Raw genomic sequence first — 19190 nt, forward strand, 5'->3', positions numbered from 1 at the left:
ACGTGTTGAATATATATGGTGTAGATCTGATGAAATGGGGCCGATCGGTCGGTGGGTGGATGGAGTAGTCCCGGATTGCTCCGTAAGTGGACGGTGTGGTGCTTGTACGGTGGCTGCCAGACGCGGAAGACGTCCGCCGTCTCCTGAGATACACGGAGGTACTCTCATGTCATCCGCTGCCACGGTTGAGGGGGCGACTTCCCGACGCGCTCGCCTCATTGGCAAGGGGTGGATCCAGGGCGTCGCCCTGGTCATGCTCTTCGGATTCACCGTCATGGGCCTGCTGGCCTATCGCACCTACACCAACTCCATGCCTCAGCCGGAGAGGGTTGTCACCGAGAGCGGCGAGACCCTCTTCACGACGCAGGACATCACCGAGGGGCAGAAGCTCTTCCAGGCCAGAGGCCTCATGGAGTACGGCTCCATCCTGGGGCACGGCGGCTACCTTGGCCCCGACTTCACTGCCGAGTACCTCCGCATGGAGGCCACGAGCGTTAAGGAACAGCTCGCCTCCCAGGGAGTCGACGACCCGGCCGCCGCCACCAAGGAGATGCTGCGGACCAACCGCTACGATCCCTCCACGGGAACCCTCGTGTGGACCGATGAGCAAGTCAAGGCCTACAACGACGCCGTCGGCCACTACACCAAGATGTTCGGGCCCGACGCCCACAGCCATGGTCTCAAGCCGGATCTCATCACCGATCCCGCTCAGGTCAAGCAGGTGACGGCCTTCTTCGGTTGGACCGCCTGGGGCTCGTCTGCGCAGCGCCCGGGTCACGACTACTCATACACGAACAACTGGCCCCCGGAGTCCCTGGTCGGTAACGCGCCCACCGGAGACCTCATGATCTGGTCGGTCCTGTCGCTGATCGTCCTCATCGGCGGAACCGGGGTCATGTTCGCCATCTACGGCCGCTGGAGCCAGAAGATCGGCTGGCACTCGGAGGAGGCCCCGGCCCTGTCCTTCCGGCAGCCCGAGGAGATCGGGTTGACCAAGTCGCAGAGGGTGGTGGCCTGGTACGTGTTCACCATCGCCGCTCTGTTCCTCGTCCAGACGCTCCTGGGCGCCCTGGCCGAGCACTACCGGGCCGACGTGCTGTCCTTCTTCGGCTTCGACCTGGGCCGACTCCTGCCCTTCTCTCTGGCCCGCACCTGGCACGTCCAGCTCTCATTGTTCTGGACCGCCATCGGGCTGCTCGCGGCCGGCCTGTTCCTGACGCCGTTCATCGCCAGGCGCGAGCCGAGGAAGCAGCACGTCCTGGTGTGGGCCCTGTTCATCGCGGCCACGGTCGTCGTCGTGCTCTCCTGCCTGGCCGAGGGGGCCAGCCAGCACGGTCTGAGCTGGGCCAAGGGGCCGCTGTTCTCCCAGCAGTGGGAGTACCTCGACCTGCCCTTCGTCTTCCAGGTCCTGCTCACCCTGGCCCTGTTCGTCTGGGTGTTCATCATCTGGCGCGCCATGCGCCAGCGCCTGAGCAACGAGCACGTGGCCAACATGCCCTGGCTGTTCATGTTCGCCGCCTTGGCGATCCCGGCCTTCTACGCAGTGGGAATGATGGCCCGCACCGGAACCCATGTCACCGTCGCCGAGTTCTGGCGCTTCTGGGTCGTGCACCTGTGGGTAGAGGACTTCCTCGAGCTGTTCACCACCGTCATGGTCGCCTACGTGTTCGTCCTCCTGGGCGTCGTCCGGGAGAGGATCGCACTGGGCATCATCTTCATGGACATCATCCTGTACTCCGCCGGAGGCGTCATCGGCACCATGCACCATCTCTACTTCTCCGGGACACCGGTAGAGCATATGGCTCTGGGGGCCTTCTTCTCGGCCGCCGAAGTGATCCCCCTGACCTTCCTGACGGTGGAGGCCTGGGCCTTCATGCAGCTCGGTGCCAACCGCCACGGCAAGGAGGCGGGGCCCTTCCCGCACCGCTGGGCCGTCATGTTCCTCATGGCCGTCGGCTTCTGGAACTTCCTGGGCGCCGGCGTCTTCGGTTTCCTGGTCAATCTGCCCATCGTGTCCTACTACGAGATTGGGACTGCACTGACGGCCAACCACGCCCACGCCTCCATGATGGGGGTCTACGGCTTCATGGCGCTGGCACTAGGAATGTTCGCCCTGCGTTACCTGGTGCCGGCGGACAAGTGGCCCGAGAAGCTCGCAAAAACCTCCTTCTGGAGCCTCAACATCGGCCTGGCCTGGATGTGCTTCGCCACCCTGCTACCGCTGGGCATCCTCCAGCTGCGCTACTCGGTGGGCACGGGCTACTTCGAGGCCCGCCAGCTCACCTACGTCACCAACTCGGTCAACACGATCATCGAGTGGGGACGAATGCCCGGAGATCTCATCTTCATCATCGGCGGAGTCCTGCCCTACCTCTACATCGCCTTCCTGGGACTGAGGAACTGGCGTCGTGGACGGACGGTGGACGCCTTCACTGAGAACGCCCTCTACGAGGAGATCAAGGGCGGGCGCAAGGCCTGGCGCGGTGAGCGCGCGGAGCTGAACGACTGATGGGCTCACCCGATCTGAGCGTATGGCTCATCTCCGCCTACGCGCTCATCATGCTGGCCGCTGCGTGGGTCGTGGACATCCTCGGCTCACGCAGTGCCCGGCACTCGATGTCCTGGTGCCACTCGGACTTCGTCTACCATGACGACGTCGACGGCTGGAGATGCCACGAGGACCAGTGGCTGTGGCCCACCGCCTTCGACCCAGACAAGCGCGTCATCCGCTACGAGGGCGCCCACGCGATCTGCGGGCGCTGCCCGTCCAAGGACACCTGCTCACCCACTCCCGGCCCGCGGGAGATCACCCGGCCCGTCGACCCCTGGCCCTATTCCGACGCCGGACGCTTCCATCGCGGTGTGGGCCTGGTCATCGCCTGCGTCGGCGTCTTCGTCCCGCTGCTGCTCATGGCGGCCTTTCACGCCATCGGCGACCTCATCGTCCTGGGCACAACGGCCGTTGTCATCATCGTCACCGGAGTCCTGCCGCTGGCCCGCCACCTGTGGAACACTCCTGACAACGCACCGGCACACCTGCCCCACGTCGGTTCCCAGGAGTACCGCGAGGACGAGGAGGCCCGTCGTTCGGCGAGCATCGCCTCAACCAGGCCGGTACCGGTGACGATCGGTTCGCGCCCCTCGGGCTACCGTTCGGTGCGCGAGGCAGCCGAGGCGATCGCCGCAGCTCAGGCGCGTGCAGCGGCATCGGGGCGGACCGTGCGTGTCTCCTTCGTCGCCGAGTCCGACGGTGCCGGGAAGGCGGACGGCGGGACTGCCGCCTCCGCAGAGCCCGAGCTGCGCCGTGTCGCCGCTCTGCGCACACGCAGGCGAGTCCCGATCTCCGGTGCCGAACTCGGCTCGGACAGTGTCCGTGGCGGGGCTCGGCGCTCGTGGTCCTCGGTGTGGAACGAGGCCACCGACTCCAGGGCCAGATGATCCGGACCCAGCCCTGCCCCGTTTCGACCCACCTTCCTGAAGGACCCTCCATGACTACTCCCGCCGCCGCCATCGTGGCGCTCACCGTCCTCGTGCTGCTCGCCCTGGCGCTCTCGCTCAAGATCATCACCCAGTACGAGCGGGGCATCGTCTTCAGACTGGGGTGCCTGCGGCCCGTCTACGAGCCCGGCCTACACCTGGTCGTCCCCTTCCTCGAGCGCCTGGTAAGGGTTGACACCCGAGTGGTCACCCTGACCATCCCTCCCCAGGAGGTCATCACGGAGGACAACGTGCCGGCGCGTGTCAACGCCGTTGTCCTGTTCAATGTCACCGACCCGGTCAAAGCCGTCATGGCGGTGGAGAACTACGCGATCGCCACCTCCCAGATCGCCCAGACCACACTGAGATCCGTCCTCGGGCGGGTCGACCTGGACACCGTGCTCGCCCACCGCAGCGCCCTGAACGCCGACCTGCGCGACATCATCGAGAAGCTCACCGAGCCCTGGGGCGTGGAGGTCAGCGTCGTCGAGATCAAGGACGTCGAGATCCCCGAGCAGATGCAGCGGGCCATGGCCCGTGGGGCCGAGGCCGAGCGCGAGCGCCGCGCCAAGATCATCAATGCCCGCGGTGAGCTCCAGGCTTCCGAGGAGCTGCGCCAGGCGGCGGACACGCTCTCGAAGTCACCGGCTTCCCTCCAGTTGCGCTACCTGCAGACCCTCTTGGAGCTCGGCGCCGACCAGAACTCCACGGTCGTCTTCCCCCTCCCGATGGACATCATCGGTCCGCTTCTGGAGCGTTTCAGGGCCGAGGCCGGTCTGCCGGGCGCAGACGAGGACGGCGAATGAGCTGGTGCACGGCGTCGCCGATGAAGACCGCGACCGCCGTCCACACCAGCACCATGGCCGCCCAGCGGGCTGGCGGGATCTGCTCGTGGAAGACAGCCCAGGCCAGGAGGAACTGGATGGTCGGGGCGATGTACTGCCCCATCCCCACAACCGACAACGGCACGCGCCGTGTTCCGGCGGCGAAGAGCAGCAGGGGTACGGCCGTCACGGGCCCTGCCACGCAGAGCAGCGCCATGATCTGCCAGCCCTGGCCGGGGGCCTGCCAGGCCGACTGCCCCTGCCAGGCCAGGTGGCTCAGGTAGAACAGGGCGATAGGCGTCACGACGGCGCTCTCCACCGTCAGCCCGGTTAGGGCGTCCACCTCGGGCCCGATCCGTTTCTTGACCAGCCCGTACAGGGCGAAGGAGAAAGCCAGGGCCAGGGAGATCCACGGCAGCGAGCCCTGGAGCACCACCAGAAGCGCCACGGCGGTACTCGCCAGCGCGATTGAGACCCGGTGGACGGGGCGCAGCCGCTCGCGCAGGACCAGCGAAGCCAGGGCGACCGTCACCAGCGGGTTGATGAAGTAACCCAGGGCGGCGTCTGCCGTGCGCGCGGTGTTGACGCCGTAGACGTAGACGAGCCAGTTGACCGAGACCAGCAGGCCCGAGACGACCAGCGCTCCGAGCAGTCGGGGCGTGCGGCAGACGCGGGCCAGACTCGCCCAACGGCGGCGCGCGGCGATGAGCGCCAGACAAGTTCCCAGGGTCCACACGATCCGGTGACCGATGATCTCCACACTGCCGGCCGCGGACAACAGGTGGAAGTAGAGGGGGAAGACGCCCCACAGGGTGTAGCAGCCGATGACCAGGGCCATCCCGGCCCCGTCGAGCCCCGCCGATGCCGGCTCCCGGACTGCTGCGGGAGTACCTGGAGCGCTGGTGGGTTCGGGATCCGAGGATGGTGCGGTGGGGGAGGAGCTCATTGTGATCTGTTCCTGATCCGTTCGCGCTCGGGGGATGGCGACGATGTCTGCGCCATCGCTCCGCGTAGCATAGTGAAGTGCACTGGACAGCCTCGGAAGGGCTCGCTCTTCTGCGGGCGAGGACGGTGCGCCGATCGGTCACGATCGCTCAGTCCGGGACCTCGCAGACCCGGCGCCCCCGCACGTGAAGGAGCCCCGCCATGGCCGACGCCGCCCGCGCCCGCAAGGTCGCCGACCGCATTCATGAGACCGTCGCCCGCCTCCTGCAGGGGCGCATCAAGGACCCGCGCCTGGGCTTCGTCACCATCACCGATGTCCGCGTCACCGGTGACCTGCAGCAGGCCACCATCTTCTACACCGTCTACGGCAGCGACGAGGAGCGCGAGGAGACGGCCAGGGCACTGCGCTCGGCCAAGGGCCTCATCCGCTCCGAGGTGGGCAAGGCACTGGGAATCCGCCTCACCCCATCCCTGACCTTCCAGCTCGACGCCCTGCCCACGACCGCCAAGACCCTCGAAGACGCCCTGGCCCAGGCCCGCGTGCGCGACGCCCAGATCGCCAAGGCCGCCGAGGGCGCCACCTATGCGGGCGAGGCCGACCCCTACCGCCACGACGACGAAGATACGACCGAGGCCGACGAGGATGACGAGCAAACGACCGTTCAGGAGCCCGCCCTGGGCGCCGAGGGCCTGTGAGCGTGCCCGAACGCTCTGAGCCGGCAGGGGATGGCAACCGGGACATGCGCCGGCGCCGCCCCGATGTCGCCCGCGGCGCTGCCACGGCTGCCGACGGAGTCCTCCTGGTGGACAAGCCCCGGGGACTGACCAGCCACGACGTCGTCGGCGTGACTCGGCGCCTGGCCGCCACTCGCAAGGTGGGCCACGCCGGCACCCTCGACCCCATGGCCACCGGTCTGCTGGTCCTGGGCATCGGGCGCGCCACCCGCTTCCTCACCTACCTGGTGGGAGCGGACAAGACCTACGAGTCCACCATCCGCCTCGGGATGGAGACCACCACCGAGGATGCCGAGGGCCAGGTCATCGTCGCTCGCGGTTGCCGGATCGACGACCTGATCGAAGGCCGCCTGCAGGAGGCGCTGGCGAGTCTAACCGGGCGGATCCAACAGGTGCCCAGTGCCATCTCGGCCATCAAGGTCAACGGTGTGCGCGCCTACAAGCGGGTCCGCGACGGCCAGGACGTCGAGCTGGAGGCCAGGCCCGTCACCATCCATGAGCTGCGGCTGACCGGAGAGCCCCGCCAGGCTGGTGTCGACCTCCCCGGCGCCGCGGCAGGAGACGCCTCAGCGGACGCCGAGGACGGAGTCGGGGGCGAGGTCCAGGTCGTGGATCTCGATGTCGTGGTCTCTTGCTCGTCGGGCACCTACGTGCGCGCCCTGGCCCGGGACCTGGGCCGGACCCTGGGGTGCGGCGCGCACCTGATCGCGCTGCGGCGCACCGGCGTCGGCCCCTTCGACGTCGGTCAGGCCCACACCCTGACGGCGCTGTCCGAGCAGGTCGAGACCGACGCCGCTACTCCTGATCCGCGCGGAGTCACCACAGTCCCCTTGGAGGAGGTGGCCCGGCGCTGCTTCGAGCGGCTGGACCTCACCGAGGCCGAGGCCCGTGGACTGCGGTTCGGCCAGCCCCTCGACGTCGCGGCTTTGGAGCGGGCCCAGTCGCCTGTGGGCAATACGGTTCCGGTTGCCTCCAAGGAGGCTCCGGGGCAGCGGGTCGTCGCCGGATTCGCCCCCGATGGGCGACTCGTGGCACTGTTGACGCCTCGAGGCTCGCGCGCCCGCCCGGTCCTGGTCCTCGACCCGGCCTGAGACGCGACGGATGGAGACCACCAGGTCCTCCGGCGCGAGCGGATACCCAATATGAGCGTTCCTTCCAAGGAGGCATGATGAGCCAGACCGGTGGATGCGGCTGCGGATGTGGCGGTCACGGCAAGCAGAGCGAGCAGGACGAGCGGGCGGCCGCTCCCGCGGTTGCCCAGCCCCTGGGCGAGGGCTATCGGCCGGAGCCCGTGCAGGCCTCCCCAGAGGCCGTGGACGCCGTCGCCATTGCCGCCGCGGTGACGACCGCGCTGGGTGGGGCCGCTCCGCAGGGCGTCACCCCCGGGCACAGGGCCGGTAACCTATTGGGCCTGCGCGACATCTCCGCCCCGGCCTCAACCGGTGGCGGCTGCGGCTGCGGCGGCCACTGAACCCGGCGCGTCACACACTGCGACGCTGGAGGGCCTCGGTGACGGTGACCAGGCGCGCGGGAGCCTCCGTTTCCCGGTAACGTCCCAGGCGGAGATCTTCCTCGATCCGGCCGTCCACGAGCACCAGGACTCGGTCCGCCCTGGCCGCCACCTGGGCGTCATGGGTGACCATGACGAGGGTCGTCCCCGAGGCATGCACCTCGCCGAGCAGGTCGAGTATCTGCAGCGCGGTGGCTGAGTTGAGCGCGCCGGTGGGCTCGTCGGCGAAGACGATCCCGGGGTCGTTGATCAGCGCCCTGCAGATGCCTGCCCGCTGGAGCTGGCCGCCGGAGACCTCGGTGACGCCGCTGGCGGCTAGCTCGGCGATCCCCATGCGCTCCATGAGCTCCTTTCCGCGCGCCGTGATCTCGGGGCGCGGATGCAGACCCGCCAGGAACCCGGGCAGGACGATGTTGTCTAGCAGGCACAGAGTGGCCATGAGGTGGGCCTGCTGGAAGACGAAGCCGAAATGCGTCAGCCGCAGTGCCGCCAGCTCCTTCTCGCTCAAGGTGGTCATTTCGGTGTCTCCCAGGAGCACCGAGCCGTCTGTGGGACGATCCATTCCACTCAGACAGTGCAGGAGCGTTGACTTCCCGGAGCCGGAGGGCCCCATGATGGCGACGAACTGCCCTTGCTCGATGTCTAGATCAAGGTCCGTCAGGACCGGGGAGTCGTAGCTCTTGGACAGGCCACGGGCGCGAAGGGCAGGGCCCGCGGTCTCGGCCGGTTTCGCGCTCGCAGCGTTCGAGCGAGTGCTGGTCGGGTTCGAGGTGCTCATCGGTTCTCTCTCATTCGCCGGTGGTCAAGGTCGTGGACGGGGACATGGTGCGCAGGCGCCTGAGGGCCAGGGCGACTGCGCCGATGACGGTGGCCAGTAGTGCGCCCGGCAGGACTAGTCCCACTAGCCACGGGTTGGGGAGAAGCTGAAGATCGGGTGCTCCGCGAGAGGACATGGCCGCTCCGATCGCGGAGCCTCCCAATGTGAAGGTGCCCAGGAGTCCCAGAGCGATACCGGTCAGGGCCAGGACGCCGAAACGAATGAGGTACTGACCCGCGATGGCGCCCCTGGTGCAGCCCAGTGCGAGGAGGACGCCCAGCTGAGGCCTTTCCCTCGACACGATCAGGACCGTGAACAGGACGGTGATGAGGAAGGACAGTCCCAGTGCGATGGCGCAGGCCATCATGGTGATGCGGTGAACCTGGGAGCCGGTGGCCCCGAAGAACTGGGAGGCGTACTGGTTCATGCCGATCGCCTGGACGCCCGGGTACTTCTCGTTCAGGTCACGGGCGAAGGCGCTGGCCTGGTCCGTGGAGTGGGCATCGGCGTAGATGATCTGCCACAGCGCGGGGGCGCCGTCGTCGAAGGTGGCCTTGGTGGTCTTTCCGTTGTTGGTGATGTCCTGGTAGACGCCCGTGACCGTGAGTTCCTTGTTCCCGCCGGCGGTCTGCACGGTGACCGTGGATCCCTCCTTGGCTCCCGTGGCCTCGGCCTGGCTGTAGGACAGGGAGACCTCCTCGTCCGTGGTGGGACCGCGCCCGGAGATGTACTTCATGGGGAAGGCCTCATGGTTCCCGATATCGATGATCACTGGCTCCCAGCCGCCACTGCTCGTAGACATCTTGTAGCTGCGGCGCAGCACTGTGGCATGCCGGGTGATACGGGGGTCGGAGTCGATCTCCTTCTCCACAGTGGTCAGATCCTGGACCCCGGTGCGCACGTCGATGCGCAGATCCGCCTGGCCGACTCCCAGGTAGGTGGCGACCTGCGGATTACTCAGGGTGGTGGAGACGTTGGTCGGCAGCACCATGGTGAAGGTGCACAGCGCCAGGACGCCGAGCAGCAGCGCGTTGGAGGGGCGCAGCGCCTCACGCGCGCCGAGCCACACCTGGACCGGAAGACGGCGCACGCCATTGAGCCTCCACCGCTGGCGACGCGGGCGTAGAGAGGCGCTGGTGCCGCTGCGCAGGGCCTCGATCGCCGAGATGCGCCCGATGCGTCGCAGGGACAGCCACGTGAAGCCGACGATGACCGCGGCCAGAACCAGCACCGCGAGAATGGGGATCCCCACGCTCCAGATGGTCCTGGGCGGTGTGCCCAGGTAGAGAGTCGTGGGGGCCTCCAGCTGTGCCGCCAGGGGCTGGCCCGCCGCGTAGCCAACGATCGCTCCCACCGCTGACAGGGCCAGGTACTTGAGCACGTAGAGGCGGCGTATCCGGCTCTGAGGCGCTCCGATGGCCTTGAGCACGGCGATCTGAGCCAGATCCGCCTCGATGGCCGCCAGCACTGTGTAGCGCAGCGCGAGTATGGCGACCGCGGCCAGCACGATCGCCACCACGAGGGCCACGGCCACAATGAGCATGGTGTTCAGGGAGTTCATGAGTTGAATCATCGGGGAGCTGATGTTGACGCCGTTGCTGGGCAGGCCCGCTTCCTTATAGCTGTTGACGACGGGTCCGGGGCGGGCGCCGTCCGCCAGGTCGAACTCGAAGAGGTACTCGGGCTCGCTGATCTGCTGCTCCAGGGTGGAGAAGTCCTCGGGTGAGACCACCAGTCGCTTGGAGGGGATCATGGCGGCATTCATCTGCGCGTCCCGCGCGAAGCCCACCACTTTCAGTGTTGTCGTCCTGCCCTCGGCGGTGACGGTAACGGTATCGCCGATGTCGACGTTGGTGTCTTCGATCGCCCGGTAGTGGACCGGCAGAACCACCTCGCCCGGACCCGGGTCCACGGGGTTGCCGTGATCGTCGAGCAGCAGGTCGAATCGTTTGGGGGCGGTGACGAAGGCGGGCTCGGTGTAGGACTCGCTCTGGTTGCGGCCGTTAATCGTCAGCTCTTGGCGCGGTACTGGCAGGGTCTTGATCACCTGGTGGTCGGCGACATCACTGCGAGCCTCAGCCCACTGGTCGACGGCCTGCAAGGTGTCGTCGTCGATCCGGCCGGTGTGCATCTGCACCAGGTCCGGTAGCTTGGCTCGTGTGGATAACCGGCTCGTTGCGGCGAGGCTGTCCACGACCAGGGACGTCCCGGCCGACATCAGTGTGGCCGCCAGCGCGATGAGGGCGGTCAAGGTGGCGGCCACGACGGCGCCTCGCGCCAGGTCGGCCTTGAGCAGTCGCATCAGCATGGCATCGGCCTCCTTGAGGTCTTCGACTTCAGTCTTGCGTAGTCCTGGGAACGGATTCATGTACTAACCGACTGACGGTCGGTATCGAGAATAGACCGACGGTCGAAAACCGTCAAGGCGTGTCGGAGACCTCGAGGTCGCGCCCGGCGGTACGGCCGTGGCAGGGTTGTCCCGCACGAGCGGCCGTCCCCGCCCTTTTGCGCCGGCGGGGGTGGCAGGTGCGAGTGCGGCCAGGAATGCGCAACAGGGACGCGAGGCGCCCCGCGGGCACACGAGAGCAGGGATATCGACAGTGGAGGTCTGGTACGGCGCCGAGCAGGTGCCAGCGAGCCTGAGCGCGCCGGGCGGAGTGGGCGCCGTGGTCACCATGGGCATCTTTGACGGCGTCCACCGCGGGCATCAAGCGGTCCTGGGACGCGTTGTCGAGCTGGCCGACGAGCTCGCTCGCGGCGGTGAACGGCCCCTGGCCGTGGCGGTCACCTTCGACCCGCACCCCCGCAGCGTCCACCGACCGGAGGTAGACCTGCCCCTCATCACCTCCCTGACCGACCGTCTCGCCTCACTGAACGACCTCGGCCTCGACGCGGTTCTGGTCATCACCTACACCCTCGACTTCGCCGCCCAGAGCCCCCAGGACTTCGTGCGCACCTGGCTGGAGGGGCTGCTCGGCGCCCGTGCGGTCGTCGTCGGGGACGACGTGCGCTTCGGATGCCGCAACTCCGGGGACGCCGCCACCCTGGAGGAGATCGGGCGGGCTGACGGCTTCGCGGTGGAGATCGTCTCCAAGATCCGCTCGGAGGAGGGACGGCGCTGGTCGTCGACCTGGATCCGCCAGTGCCTCAAGGACGGGAACATGGGCCAGGCGCGCCAAGTCCTGGGCCGCCCCCACCGCCTGCGCGGCGTCGTCGTGCGGGGGCTGCGCCGCGGACGCGAGCTGGGTTTTCCCACCGCCAACCTGGAGGCCGCCACCGCCGGCGTCGTGCCGCCCGACGGCGTCTACGCCGGTTGGCTGGTGCGCGGAGGCGGCGCCGACGGAGGCGAGCAGCGGCTGCCCGCCGCCATCTCCATCGGCACCAACCCCACCTTCGACGACGTCCCCCGGCGAACGGTCGAGGCCCACGTCCTGGGGCGAGCCGACCTCAACCTCTACGGCGAGGAGGTCGGGATCGAGCTCGTCGAGCGTCTGCGCCCCATGCTGGCCTTCGACGGACTAGACCCGCTCCTGGTCCAGATGCGCGCTGACATCGAGGACACCGCCCGGATCCTGGAGGTCCCGGTGCCCGAGCCGATCCGTCCCGAGGACGTCACCGCGCAGTAGCCGCTACCGCCGCGCCGGAGGATGCGGGGGAGCGCTCCGGCGCCGACGTGGGGCGCCGAGGGAGCAGCGCCCCGGCTCAGCCCCGGGATTGTGCCGGTTCGCACAAAGACCGGCGCGGTTAGTGGGCGGCGGCGCTGGTATGGTTGGCGGGCCGTCGATCGGCCACGGATACCCCATGCCCGGGAGAACCTGCCCCGGCGCTCCGTGCAACGAGACCCGAAGGAGTCCGCATGTCGGTTACCCCCGAGCGCAAGCAAGAGATCATCGCCGAGTACGCCACCCACGAGGGCGACACGGGCTCCCCGGAGGTCCAGGTCGCCATCCTCACCGAGCGCATCTCCAACCTCACCGAGCACTTCAAGGGCCACACCCACGACCACCACTCGCGTCGCGGCCTCTACTTGCTCATCGGTAAGCGCCGTCGCCTCCTGGACTACCTCATGAAGGAGGACATCGAGCGCTACCGCGCCCTCATCGCCCGCCTCGGCATCCGCCGCTGAGCGCGCTGACAGCCGCGAGCCGTGCGGCCCGGCTCCCCAGGACGGGAGCTGGGCCGCACGGCGTTTACGGGGTGCCTCGCCCACACTCAGAGCAGTGAGGTGTAGAGCGCCTTGATGTCTTCGCGGGTCGCGGGGCGCGGGTTGCCCGGCGTGCACACATCGGCGAAGGCGTCATCGGTCAGGGCCTCGACGCCGTCGGCCTCCACTCCGACCTCGGAGATCCGCGTAGGGTTGCCCAGGTCCCGCGTCAGCTGGGCCACGGCCTCCACGGCGGCGACGCGCGCCTCGTCGAGCGGCATCGTTCGGGCGCCGGCGACCCCGAAGGCCTCGGCGATGTCGCGGTACTTCTCCCCGGTGTGCTCGGCGTTGAAGGCCATGACCGGGGCCAGGAGGATCCCGTTGGCCACCCCGTGCGGGGCGTTGTAGCGCCCGCCCAGCGGGTGGGCCATGCCGTGGACCAGGCCGAGCCCGACGTTGGAGTAGGCCATGCCGTTGATGTAGGCGGCCAGCCCCATCTGCTCGACGGCGTCGGCGTCCCCGTCGGCCGCGGCGCGCAGGTTCGCCGCGATCATCTGGATCGAGCGCAGGCACAGGGCGTCGGAGAGCTCCCAGGCACCTGGCGTGATGTAGCCCTCGATGGCGTGGGTGAGGGCGTCCAGCCCGGTGGCGACCTTGAGTGAGCGGGGCATGCCGTCCATGAGGTCGGGGTCGACGATGGCCAGGACCGGGATGTCGTGGGGGTCGACGCACACGAACTTGCGCTGCTTGGAGGTGTCGGTGATGACGTAGTTGATGGTGGTCTCGCTGGCCGTGCCCGCGGTCGTGGGCACGCCGATGATCGGTACGCCCGGCCGGGTGGTGGGGGACAGGCCCTCCAAGCTCAGCACGTCCTCGAAGTCGGGGTTGGTGGCGATGACCGAAATCGCCTTGCACGTGTCCTGCGGGGAACCGCCTCCCAGGCCGATGAGCACATCGGCGCCCGAGGCCCGGAAGGCTGCCAGACCGGCCTGGACCTTCTCGATCGGCGGGTTGGGGACGACGTCGGAGAAGACCTCCCAGCCGATGCCGGCCTTATCGAGCAGGTCGGTGATGCGGGTCGCGGTGCCATTGTCGGCCAGGACCGGGTCGGTGACGATGAAAGCCCTGGTCAGGCCCCGGCGGGCGATCTCGGGGGCGATATGGGTGATGGCGCCCCTGCCGAAGTAGCCGGTCTGGTTGAAGATCATGCGGTAGGTCATCGTTGACGCTCCTGAAGAGAGACGAAGACAGAGATTCTTGTTCTGTCATTACCTTGTACTTTGCCACGCTGGAGCAGGTGCGATCCAGGATCGGCGGTCCTGCGCGTCTCATCTCACGTGGCGCCCGGTGGTGCTCATCGGCATCATGAGGTCGCGCACGATAGAATCTGCGCGGCTGAGCCCTCGGCGCGTTCCCGGCGTGAGAGCCGGTGAGGAGCACGAGGACCGCAGCCCTGCTTCCGGGAAGAGACCCGGAGAGCAGCCGGCCCCGTCGGTTTTCGGTGGTGGCCTCCGGAACCGCGCCCGCGCCGTCGGATCATGGTGATCCGAGCGTGGGACGACTCGGCTCCGTGGGCCTCGATCGAAGGCCACGGACCGGCACGACGATCGCGAGAAAGAGACTTCATGTTCATTGACGACCCCGAGGTCACCGCCGCCGAGGCAGTGATCGACAACGGCTCCTTCGGCAAGCGCGTGGTGCGCTTCGAGACGGGCCGCCTGGCCAAGCAGGCAGCTGGAAGCGCCATGGCCTACCTCGACGGCGAGACCGCCGTCCTGTCCGCCACCACCGTGGGCAAGCACCCCAAGGACCAGTTCGACTTCTTCCCCCTGACCGTGGACGTCGAGGAGCGCCAGTACGCGGCCGGTCGCATCCCCGGCTCCTTCTTCCGTCGCGAGGGCCGCGCCGGAACCGCCGCCATCCTGGCCTGCCGCCTCATCGACCGCCCGCTGCGCCCCTCCTTCGTCAAGGGCCTGCGCAACGAGGTCCAGGTCGTTGAGACCGTCCTGGCCATCCATCCCGACGACGACTACGACGTCCTGGCCATCAACGCCGCCTCCATGTCCACCCAGATCGCCGGCCTGCCCTTCTCCGGGCCCGTGGCCGGCACCCGCCTTGCCCTCATCGACGGGCACTGGGTGGCCTTCCCCCGCTACTCCGAGCAGCAGCGCGCCACCTTCCAGATGGTCGTGGCCGGCCGCGTCCTGGAGTCCGGCGACGTCGCCATCATGATGGTCGAGGCCGGCGCCACCGAGCACGCCTGGGAGCTCATCAACGCCGGTTCCGTGGCCCCCACCGAGGCCGTCGTCGCCGAGGGCCTGGAGGCCGCCAAGCCCCACATCAAGGCCCTGTGCGAGGCCCAGCTCGAGGTCGCCCAGCACGCCTCGAAGCCCACCGCCGAGTTCCCCCTCTACCTGGACTACTCCGACGAGCAGTACGACGCCGTCGAGAAGGCCGCCGAGGCCCACGGCCTGGCCGGGGCCATCGCCACCGAGGGCAAGCAGGCCCGCGACCTGGCCACCGACGCCGTGCGCGACGAGGTCCTGGCCGAGCTGGCCGAGTCCTTCCCCACCGAGGAGGACACCAAGGCCCTCAAGGCCGCCTTCCGCTCCGTGACCAAGAAGATCGTGCGCCATCGCACTCTCACCGAGGGCGTGCGCATGGACGGGCGCGGACTGAAGGACATCCGCACCCTGGCCGCCGAGGTCGAGGTCCTGCCCCGCGTGCACGGCTCGGCCATCTTCGAGCGCGGCGAGACCCAGATCCTGGGCGTGACCACCCTCAACATGCTGCGCATGGAGCAGCAGGTGGACGACCTCTCCCCGGTCACCCACAAGCGCTACATGCACAACTACAACTTCCCGCCCTTCTCCACAGGCGAAACCGGCCGCGTGGGCGCCCCCAAGCGCCGCGAGATTGGCCACGGCAACCTGGCCGAGCGGGCGCTCGTGCCCGTCCTGCCCACCCGCGAGGACTTCCCCTACGCGATCCGCCAGGTCTCCGAGGCTCTGGGCTCCAACGGCTCGACCTCCATGGGCTCGGTGTGCGCCTCCACACTGTCCCTGCTCAACGCCGGTGTCCCGCTGCGCGCCCCCGTGGCCGGAATCGCCATGGGCCTCATGCACGAGGTCATCGACGGCGAGACCAAGTGGGCTACCCTCACCGACATCCTCGGCTCCGAGGACGCCTTCGGGGACATGGACTTCAAGGTCGCCGGAACCCGCGACTTCATCACGGCCCTCCAGCTGGACACCAAGCTCGACGGCCTGCCCTCCGAGGTCCTGGCTGGGGCCCTCGGCCAGGCCCGCGACGCCCGCCTGTTCATTCTCGACGTTCTGGCCCAGGCCATCGACGCCCCCGACGAGATGGCCCCCACCGCCCCGCGCGTCTTGGCCGTGCGCATCCCGGTGGACAAGATCGGCGAGGTTATCGGCCCCAAGGGCAAGATGATCAACCAGATCCAGGAGGACACCGGCGCTGACCTCACGGTCGAGGACGACGGCACCGTCTACATCGGCGCCTCCGACGGCCCCTCGGCCGAGGCCGCTCGCGACGCCGTCAACGCCATCGCCAACCCGCAGATGCCTGAGATCGGCGAGCGCTTCGTGGGCACCGTGGTCAAGACCACGACTTTCGGCGCCTTCGTGTCGCTGACCCCCGGCAAGGACGGCCTGCTCCACATCTCCCAGATCCGCCGGCTCGTGGGTGGCAAGCGCGTGGAGAACGTCGAGGACGTCCTGAACGTGGGTGACAAGGTCCAGGTCGAACTGGCCGAGATCGACCAGCGCGGCAAGCTGAGCCTGCACGCGGTCCTCACCGACGAGCAGCTCGCCGCCGAGGCCGAGGGCGAGGCGGCCCGCAAGGCCTCCCGCGAGAGCGGACCGCGCCGCGAGCGCGAGAGCCGTGAGAGCAGGGACGGCGACGGCGAGCAGCCGCGCCGCGAGCGCCGCCCGCGCCGTCGTCGGATGCGCACCGCCGATTCCTCCGAGGAGGAGTGAGGCCCGCGCACCGGCGCTAGCCGGCTGACGCGCACTCGACGTGTCCCCGCCCGGTCCGCTGGATCGGGCGGGGACACCGTCGTTGTGCGCGTTCGCTGCGCGCGGCAGAGCGTTGCCGGGCGCAGGAACGACACCGGGCACCGGTCCCCGCTAGTCTTCGCGGGTGACCAACCCAGACATGCGAGCCGACTCAGCCCGGTCGGCGGCCTCTCAGCCCTCCTTGACCCCCGCGACCGGAGAGTCCTCGAGCCCGACCGACTACTCCGAGGTGGAACTGCGGAGGGGGCGGCCCGGCCGCGACGGTACCGAGCTCACCCTGCACGACGACGGTGCGCTCACTCGCCGCTCCGTCCTGCCCGGCGGTGTGCGGGTCATCACCGAGTCCGTCCCAGGCCTGCGCTCGGCCTCCATCGGCATGTGGTTCGGCGTCGGAAGCCGCGACGAGGCGCCCGGGCAGGAGGGCTCCACCCACTTCCTGGAGCACCTGCTGTTCAAGGGCACCGCCACCCGCGGCGCCCATGACATCGCCGAGGCCTTCGACATGATCGGCGGGGAGTCGAACGCTGCCACCTCTAAGGAGCACACCTCCTACTACGCCCGCGTACTCGCCCCAGACGGCATGGCGGCCCTCGACGTGCTCGCCGACATGGTGACCTCCTCGCTTCTGGAGCCGACCGATGTGGAGACCGAGCGCGGCGTCATCGTCTCCGAGCTCGCCGACGCCGCCGACGACCCCGCCGATGTCGCCCAGGAAGCCTTCGCCCGTGCCGCCTTCGGTGAGGACACGCCGCTGGGCCGCCCCATCGGCGGCACCAACGAGACCGTCACCGCCGTGCCGCGCGACGCGGTGTGGGAGCACTACAGGCGCACCTACGCCTCCGACACCCTCGTGGTGGCGGCCGCCGGCGCCGTCGACCACGACGAGGTCTGCGAACGGGTCCTGGCCGACCTGGCCACGGCCGGCTGGGACGCCTCGCCCGATGCCGCCCCGCGCGAGCGCCGCTTCGAGATCGAGCCCTTCACGGCCCTGCACGTCCACGACATCACCGTCCCGCGTGAGAGCGAGCAGACCCACCTGTACCTGACCTGCCAGGGCATCGCCGTACGCGACGAGCGGCGCTGGGCCATGAGCGTGCTCACCACCATCCTGGGCGGCGGCATGTCCTCGCGCCTGTTCCAGGAGGTGCGCGAGAAGCGCGGCCTGGCCTACACCACCTACGCCTTCGACACCTCCTACGCCGGTGCCGGCGCCTTCGGGCTCTACGCGGGCTGCGCCCCTGGAGACGTCGACGAGGTGTGCGCCGTCATGATCGGCGAGTTCGAGAAGCTCGCCGAGCACGGCGTCACCGAGCGGGAGATGACGCGGGCCCGCGGCCAGCTGCGCGGGGCCATGGTGCTCGGGGGAGAGGACTCCCTGGCGCGCATGGGGCGCCTGGGGCGGGCCGAGGTCGTTACCGGGCGCTTGCGCTCCATGGAGGAGAACCTGCGCCGCCTGGAGGCTGTCACCCCCGAGGAGGTCCGGGAGATGGCCGCCTGGCTGGTGGAGCAGAAGCGCGCCCGCATCCTCGTGGGCCCGGTCGACTGACAGCTGCCGACGGCTAACGGGGCCCATGGGCCTGGTCATCGAGCACCGCCGGAGCCAAGCCAGAAGAGGGGCTGAGTGTCCAAATCGGTGACAAAGGCGCGGATCGCTCTCATCCAGTCGATGCGCAACCGCATGATTCCAAGGTTCTCCAGCCTGCGCTCTAAGAGGTGGAGGTCCTTTGTCTCCGATCTGGACACCAACAGGTTGATTCCAGTCGTCGGCCCCGGTACTACGTGGATAGGTGTGTGCCTCAGCGACGGAAGCCGAAGGCGGCACCAATGAGCTGATCGAAGGCGCGGTCGGGCAGGAATCGACGCGCGGCAATGAGCGGCTTGGCCATGAAGCCCACGGCGTAGCGGGTCCGAGGGTGACGGGCGGTGACGATCTTCCCGACGGTGCGGGCGATGACCTCTGGCGGGGAGTAGTGCCGCCGGTTCGACTTGCTGCGCATGGCTCCGGCCACGGCCCGGATCTGAGCGGCATAGGCGCTGCCCTCAGCAGTGGCCTCCAGGTGGTCGGCGGCGATCGGCCACCATGCGGTGCGGATCGCGCCGGGCTCGACCACGACGACGTCGATCCCGAAAGGAGCCAGCTCGATACGCAGAGCGTCGCTCAGGGCCTCGACGGCGTACTTGGTGGCGTGGTACCAGCCGCCCAGTGGTGTGGTCAGCCTTCCGCCGATGGAGGAGATGTTGATGATGGTGCCCGAGCCCCGGGTGCGCATGTGCGGGCTCACCAGCTGGGTGAGGCGGGCCAGGCCGAAGACATTGACCTCGAACTGGCGACGGGCCTCGTCGATCGGGACGTCCTCGATGGCGCCGTAGGAGCCGTAGCCGGCGTTATTGACCAGGATGTCGATGCGGCCGGTTTCCTCCAGGAGCCGGTTCACGCCGGAGGTCATGGAGGCGTCGTCGGTGACGTCCATGGCCAGTGGGCGGATGCCATCAGCGGTCAGGGCCTGGAGACGGTCGGTGCGGCGGGCCGCACCGTAGACGATGTAGCCCAGCGCCTGGAGCCTGCGAGCGGTGTCCGCACCGATGCCGGAGGAGGCGCCGGTGACGAGGGCGGTGCGGGCCGCACCGTGGTCTGCGGCGTTCTCCGAAGAACTCTCGGTGGAGGTCGTGGGGGCTTGGGCAGGCGTGGTGGTCATCGGAG

15 protein-coding genes are annotated in these 19190 nt (G+C 68.7%); 10 read left to right on the top strand and 5 right to left on the bottom strand.

Going from position 1 to position 19190, the window contains the following annotated elements:
• Window positions 1-166 precede the first annotated feature (166 nt).
• Genes FK256_RS04205 through FK256_RS04215 form a run of 3 tightly spaced genes read left to right on the top strand, consistent with a single transcriptional unit; the run spans window position 167 to window position 4283 of the window.
• Window positions 167-2509, top strand: coding sequence for a nitric-oxide reductase large subunit (locus tag FK256_RS04205; RefSeq protein ID WP_021609098.1), 2343 nt, complete (start codon window positions 167-169; stop codon window positions 2507-2509).
• Complete coding sequence (locus FK256_RS04210) at window positions 2509-3438, top strand: hypothetical protein (RefSeq protein ID WP_141423821.1); 930 nt, start codon at window positions 2509-2511, stop codon at window positions 3436-3438. Before FK256_RS04205 ends, FK256_RS04210 begins: the two co-directional genes overlap by 1 nt.
• Window positions 3439-3488: 50 nt before the next feature.
• Window positions 3489-4283, top strand: coding sequence for a slipin family protein (locus FK256_RS04215; RefSeq protein ID WP_141423822.1), 795 nt, complete (start codon window positions 3489-3491; stop codon window positions 4281-4283).
• On the opposite strand, the gene rarD is transcribed toward FK256_RS04215, so the two are convergent.
• The gene (rarD, locus tag FK256_RS04220) at window positions 4237-5247 is read right to left on the bottom strand and encodes an EamA family transporter RarD (RefSeq protein WP_141423823.1); all 1011 of its coding nucleotides are present in this window, start codon (window positions 5245-5247) and stop codon (window positions 4237-4239) included. The genes FK256_RS04215 and rarD overlap by 47 nt on opposite strands.
• A 200-nt stretch (window positions 5248-5447) precedes the next feature.
• Between rarD and rbfA the strand changes: the two genes are divergently transcribed.
• The 3 genes from rbfA to FK256_RS04235 all read left to right on the top strand — a co-directional run bounded on the left by rbfA (window position 5448) and on the right by FK256_RS04235 (window position 7452).
• Window positions 5448-5942: a 30S ribosome-binding factor RbfA gene (rbfA, locus tag FK256_RS04225; protein WP_009232140.1), complete on the top strand. Its 495-nt coding sequence runs from the start codon at window positions 5448-5450 to the stop codon at window positions 5940-5942.
• Window positions 5943-5986: 44 nt separating this feature from the next.
• Complete coding sequence (truB, locus tag FK256_RS04230; RefSeq protein WP_141423905.1) at window positions 5987-7072, top strand: tRNA pseudouridine(55) synthase TruB; 1086 nt, start codon at window positions 5987-5989, stop codon at window positions 7070-7072.
• A gap of 77 nt (window positions 7073-7149) precedes the next feature.
• A complete protein-coding gene (locus FK256_RS04235; RefSeq protein WP_141423906.1) occupies window positions 7150-7452 on the top strand; it encodes a hypothetical protein in 303 nt (100 codons plus the stop codon).
• Between the two features lie 10 nt (window positions 7453-7462).
• Here the strand turns inward: FK256_RS04235 and FK256_RS04240 are convergent, their stop codons facing one another.
• Window positions 7463-8269, bottom strand: coding sequence for an ABC transporter ATP-binding protein (locus tag FK256_RS04240; protein ID WP_141423824.1), 807 nt, complete (start codon window positions 8267-8269; stop codon window positions 7463-7465).
• A gap of 10 nt (window positions 8270-8279) precedes the next feature.
• Window positions 8280-10616, bottom strand: a complete 2337-nt coding sequence (locus FK256_RS04245) for an ABC transporter permease (RefSeq protein ID WP_141423825.1) — start codon at window positions 10614-10616, stop codon at window positions 8280-8282.
• 292 nt (window positions 10617-10908) lie between these two features.
• Here FK256_RS04245 and FK256_RS04250 point away from each other — a divergent pair, with 292 nt between their 5' ends.
• Both FK256_RS04250 and rpsO read left to right on the top strand, forming a co-directional pair.
• A complete protein-coding gene (locus FK256_RS04250) occupies window positions 10909-11934 on the top strand; it encodes a bifunctional riboflavin kinase/FAD synthetase (protein ID WP_141423826.1) in 1026 nt (341 codons plus the stop codon).
• 230 nt (window positions 11935-12164) lie between these two features.
• Complete coding sequence (gene rpsO, locus FK256_RS04255) at window positions 12165-12434, top strand: 30S ribosomal protein S15 (protein WP_009232134.1); 270 nt, start codon at window positions 12165-12167, stop codon at window positions 12432-12434.
• An 86-nt stretch (window positions 12435-12520) separates the two neighbouring features.
• Here rpsO and fucO read toward each other — a convergent pair whose 3' ends face one another.
• Entirely contained in the window at window positions 12521-13672 is a 1152-nt protein-coding gene (gene fucO / locus FK256_RS04260) for a lactaldehyde reductase (protein ID WP_141423827.1), read from the bottom strand.
• A 405-nt stretch (window positions 13673-14077) separates the two neighbouring features.
• On the opposite strand from fucO, the gene FK256_RS04265 reads away from it, so the two are divergent.
• Window positions 14078-16450, top strand: a complete 2373-nt coding sequence (locus FK256_RS04265) for a polyribonucleotide nucleotidyltransferase (protein WP_141423828.1) — start codon at window positions 14078-14080, stop codon at window positions 16448-16450.
• Between the two features lie 178 nt (window positions 16451-16628).
• Window positions 16629-18035, top strand: a complete 1407-nt coding sequence (locus FK256_RS04270; RefSeq protein ID WP_141423907.1) for a M16 family metallopeptidase — start codon at window positions 16629-16631, stop codon at window positions 18033-18035.
• A gap of 250 nt (window positions 18036-18285) precedes the next feature.
• Here FK256_RS04270 and FK256_RS04275 read toward each other — a convergent pair whose 3' ends face one another.
• Window positions 18286-19185, bottom strand: a complete 900-nt coding sequence (locus tag FK256_RS04275) for an oxidoreductase (protein ID WP_141423829.1) — start codon at window positions 19183-19185, stop codon at window positions 18286-18288.
• Window positions 19186-19190 lie beyond the last annotated feature (5 nt).

This window comes from Actinomyces johnsonii, from assembly GCF_006546835.1.
Classification (GTDB): domain Bacteria; phylum Actinomycetota; class Actinomycetes; order Actinomycetales; family Actinomycetaceae; genus Actinomyces; species Actinomyces johnsonii.

Excerpts from the sequence above, each read along its gene's own strand:
- FK256_RS04270 (WP_141423907.1), top strand. The coding sequence starts at position 16,629 with ATGCGAGCCGACTCAGCCCGGTCGGCGGCCTCTCAGCCCTCCTTGACC.
- FK256_RS04210 (WP_141423821.1), top strand. The coding sequence starts at position 2,509 with ATGGGCTCACCCGATCTGAGCGTATGGCTCATCTCCGCCTACGCGCTC.
- rarD (WP_141423823.1), bottom strand. The coding sequence starts at position 5,247 with ATGAGCTCCTCCCCCACCGCACCATCCTCGGATCCCGAACCCACCAGC.
- FK256_RS04215 (WP_141423822.1), top strand. The coding sequence starts at position 3,489 with ATGACTACTCCCGCCGCCGCCATCGTGGCGCTCACCGTCCTCGTGCTG.
- FK256_RS04275 (WP_141423829.1), bottom strand. The coding sequence starts at position 19,185 with ATGACCACCACGCCTGCCCAAGCCCCCACGACCTCCACCGAGAGTTCT.
- fucO (WP_141423827.1), bottom strand. The coding sequence starts at position 13,672 with ATGACCTACCGCATGATCTTCAACCAGACCGGCTACTTCGGCAGGGGC.
- FK256_RS04245 (WP_141423825.1), bottom strand. The coding sequence starts at position 10,616 with ATGCTGATGCGACTGCTCAAGGCCGACCTGGCGCGAGGCGCCGTCGTG.
- FK256_RS04265 (WP_141423828.1), top strand. The coding sequence starts at position 14,078 with ATGTTCATTGACGACCCCGAGGTCACCGCCGCCGAGGCAGTGATCGAC.
- truB (WP_141423905.1), top strand. The coding sequence starts at position 5,987 with ATGCGCCGGCGCCGCCCCGATGTCGCCCGCGGCGCTGCCACGGCTGCC.
- rpsO (WP_009232134.1), top strand. The coding sequence starts at position 12,165 with ATGTCGGTTACCCCCGAGCGCAAGCAAGAGATCATCGCCGAGTACGCC.
- FK256_RS04235 (WP_141423906.1), top strand. The coding sequence starts at position 7,150 with ATGAGCCAGACCGGTGGATGCGGCTGCGGATGTGGCGGTCACGGCAAG.
- FK256_RS04205 (WP_021609098.1), top strand. The coding sequence starts at position 167 with ATGTCATCCGCTGCCACGGTTGAGGGGGCGACTTCCCGACGCGCTCGC.
- FK256_RS04240 (WP_141423824.1), bottom strand. The coding sequence starts at position 8,269 with ATGAGCACCTCGAACCCGACCAGCACTCGCTCGAACGCTGCGAGCGCG.
- rbfA (WP_009232140.1), top strand. The coding sequence starts at position 5,448 with ATGGCCGACGCCGCCCGCGCCCGCAAGGTCGCCGACCGCATTCATGAG.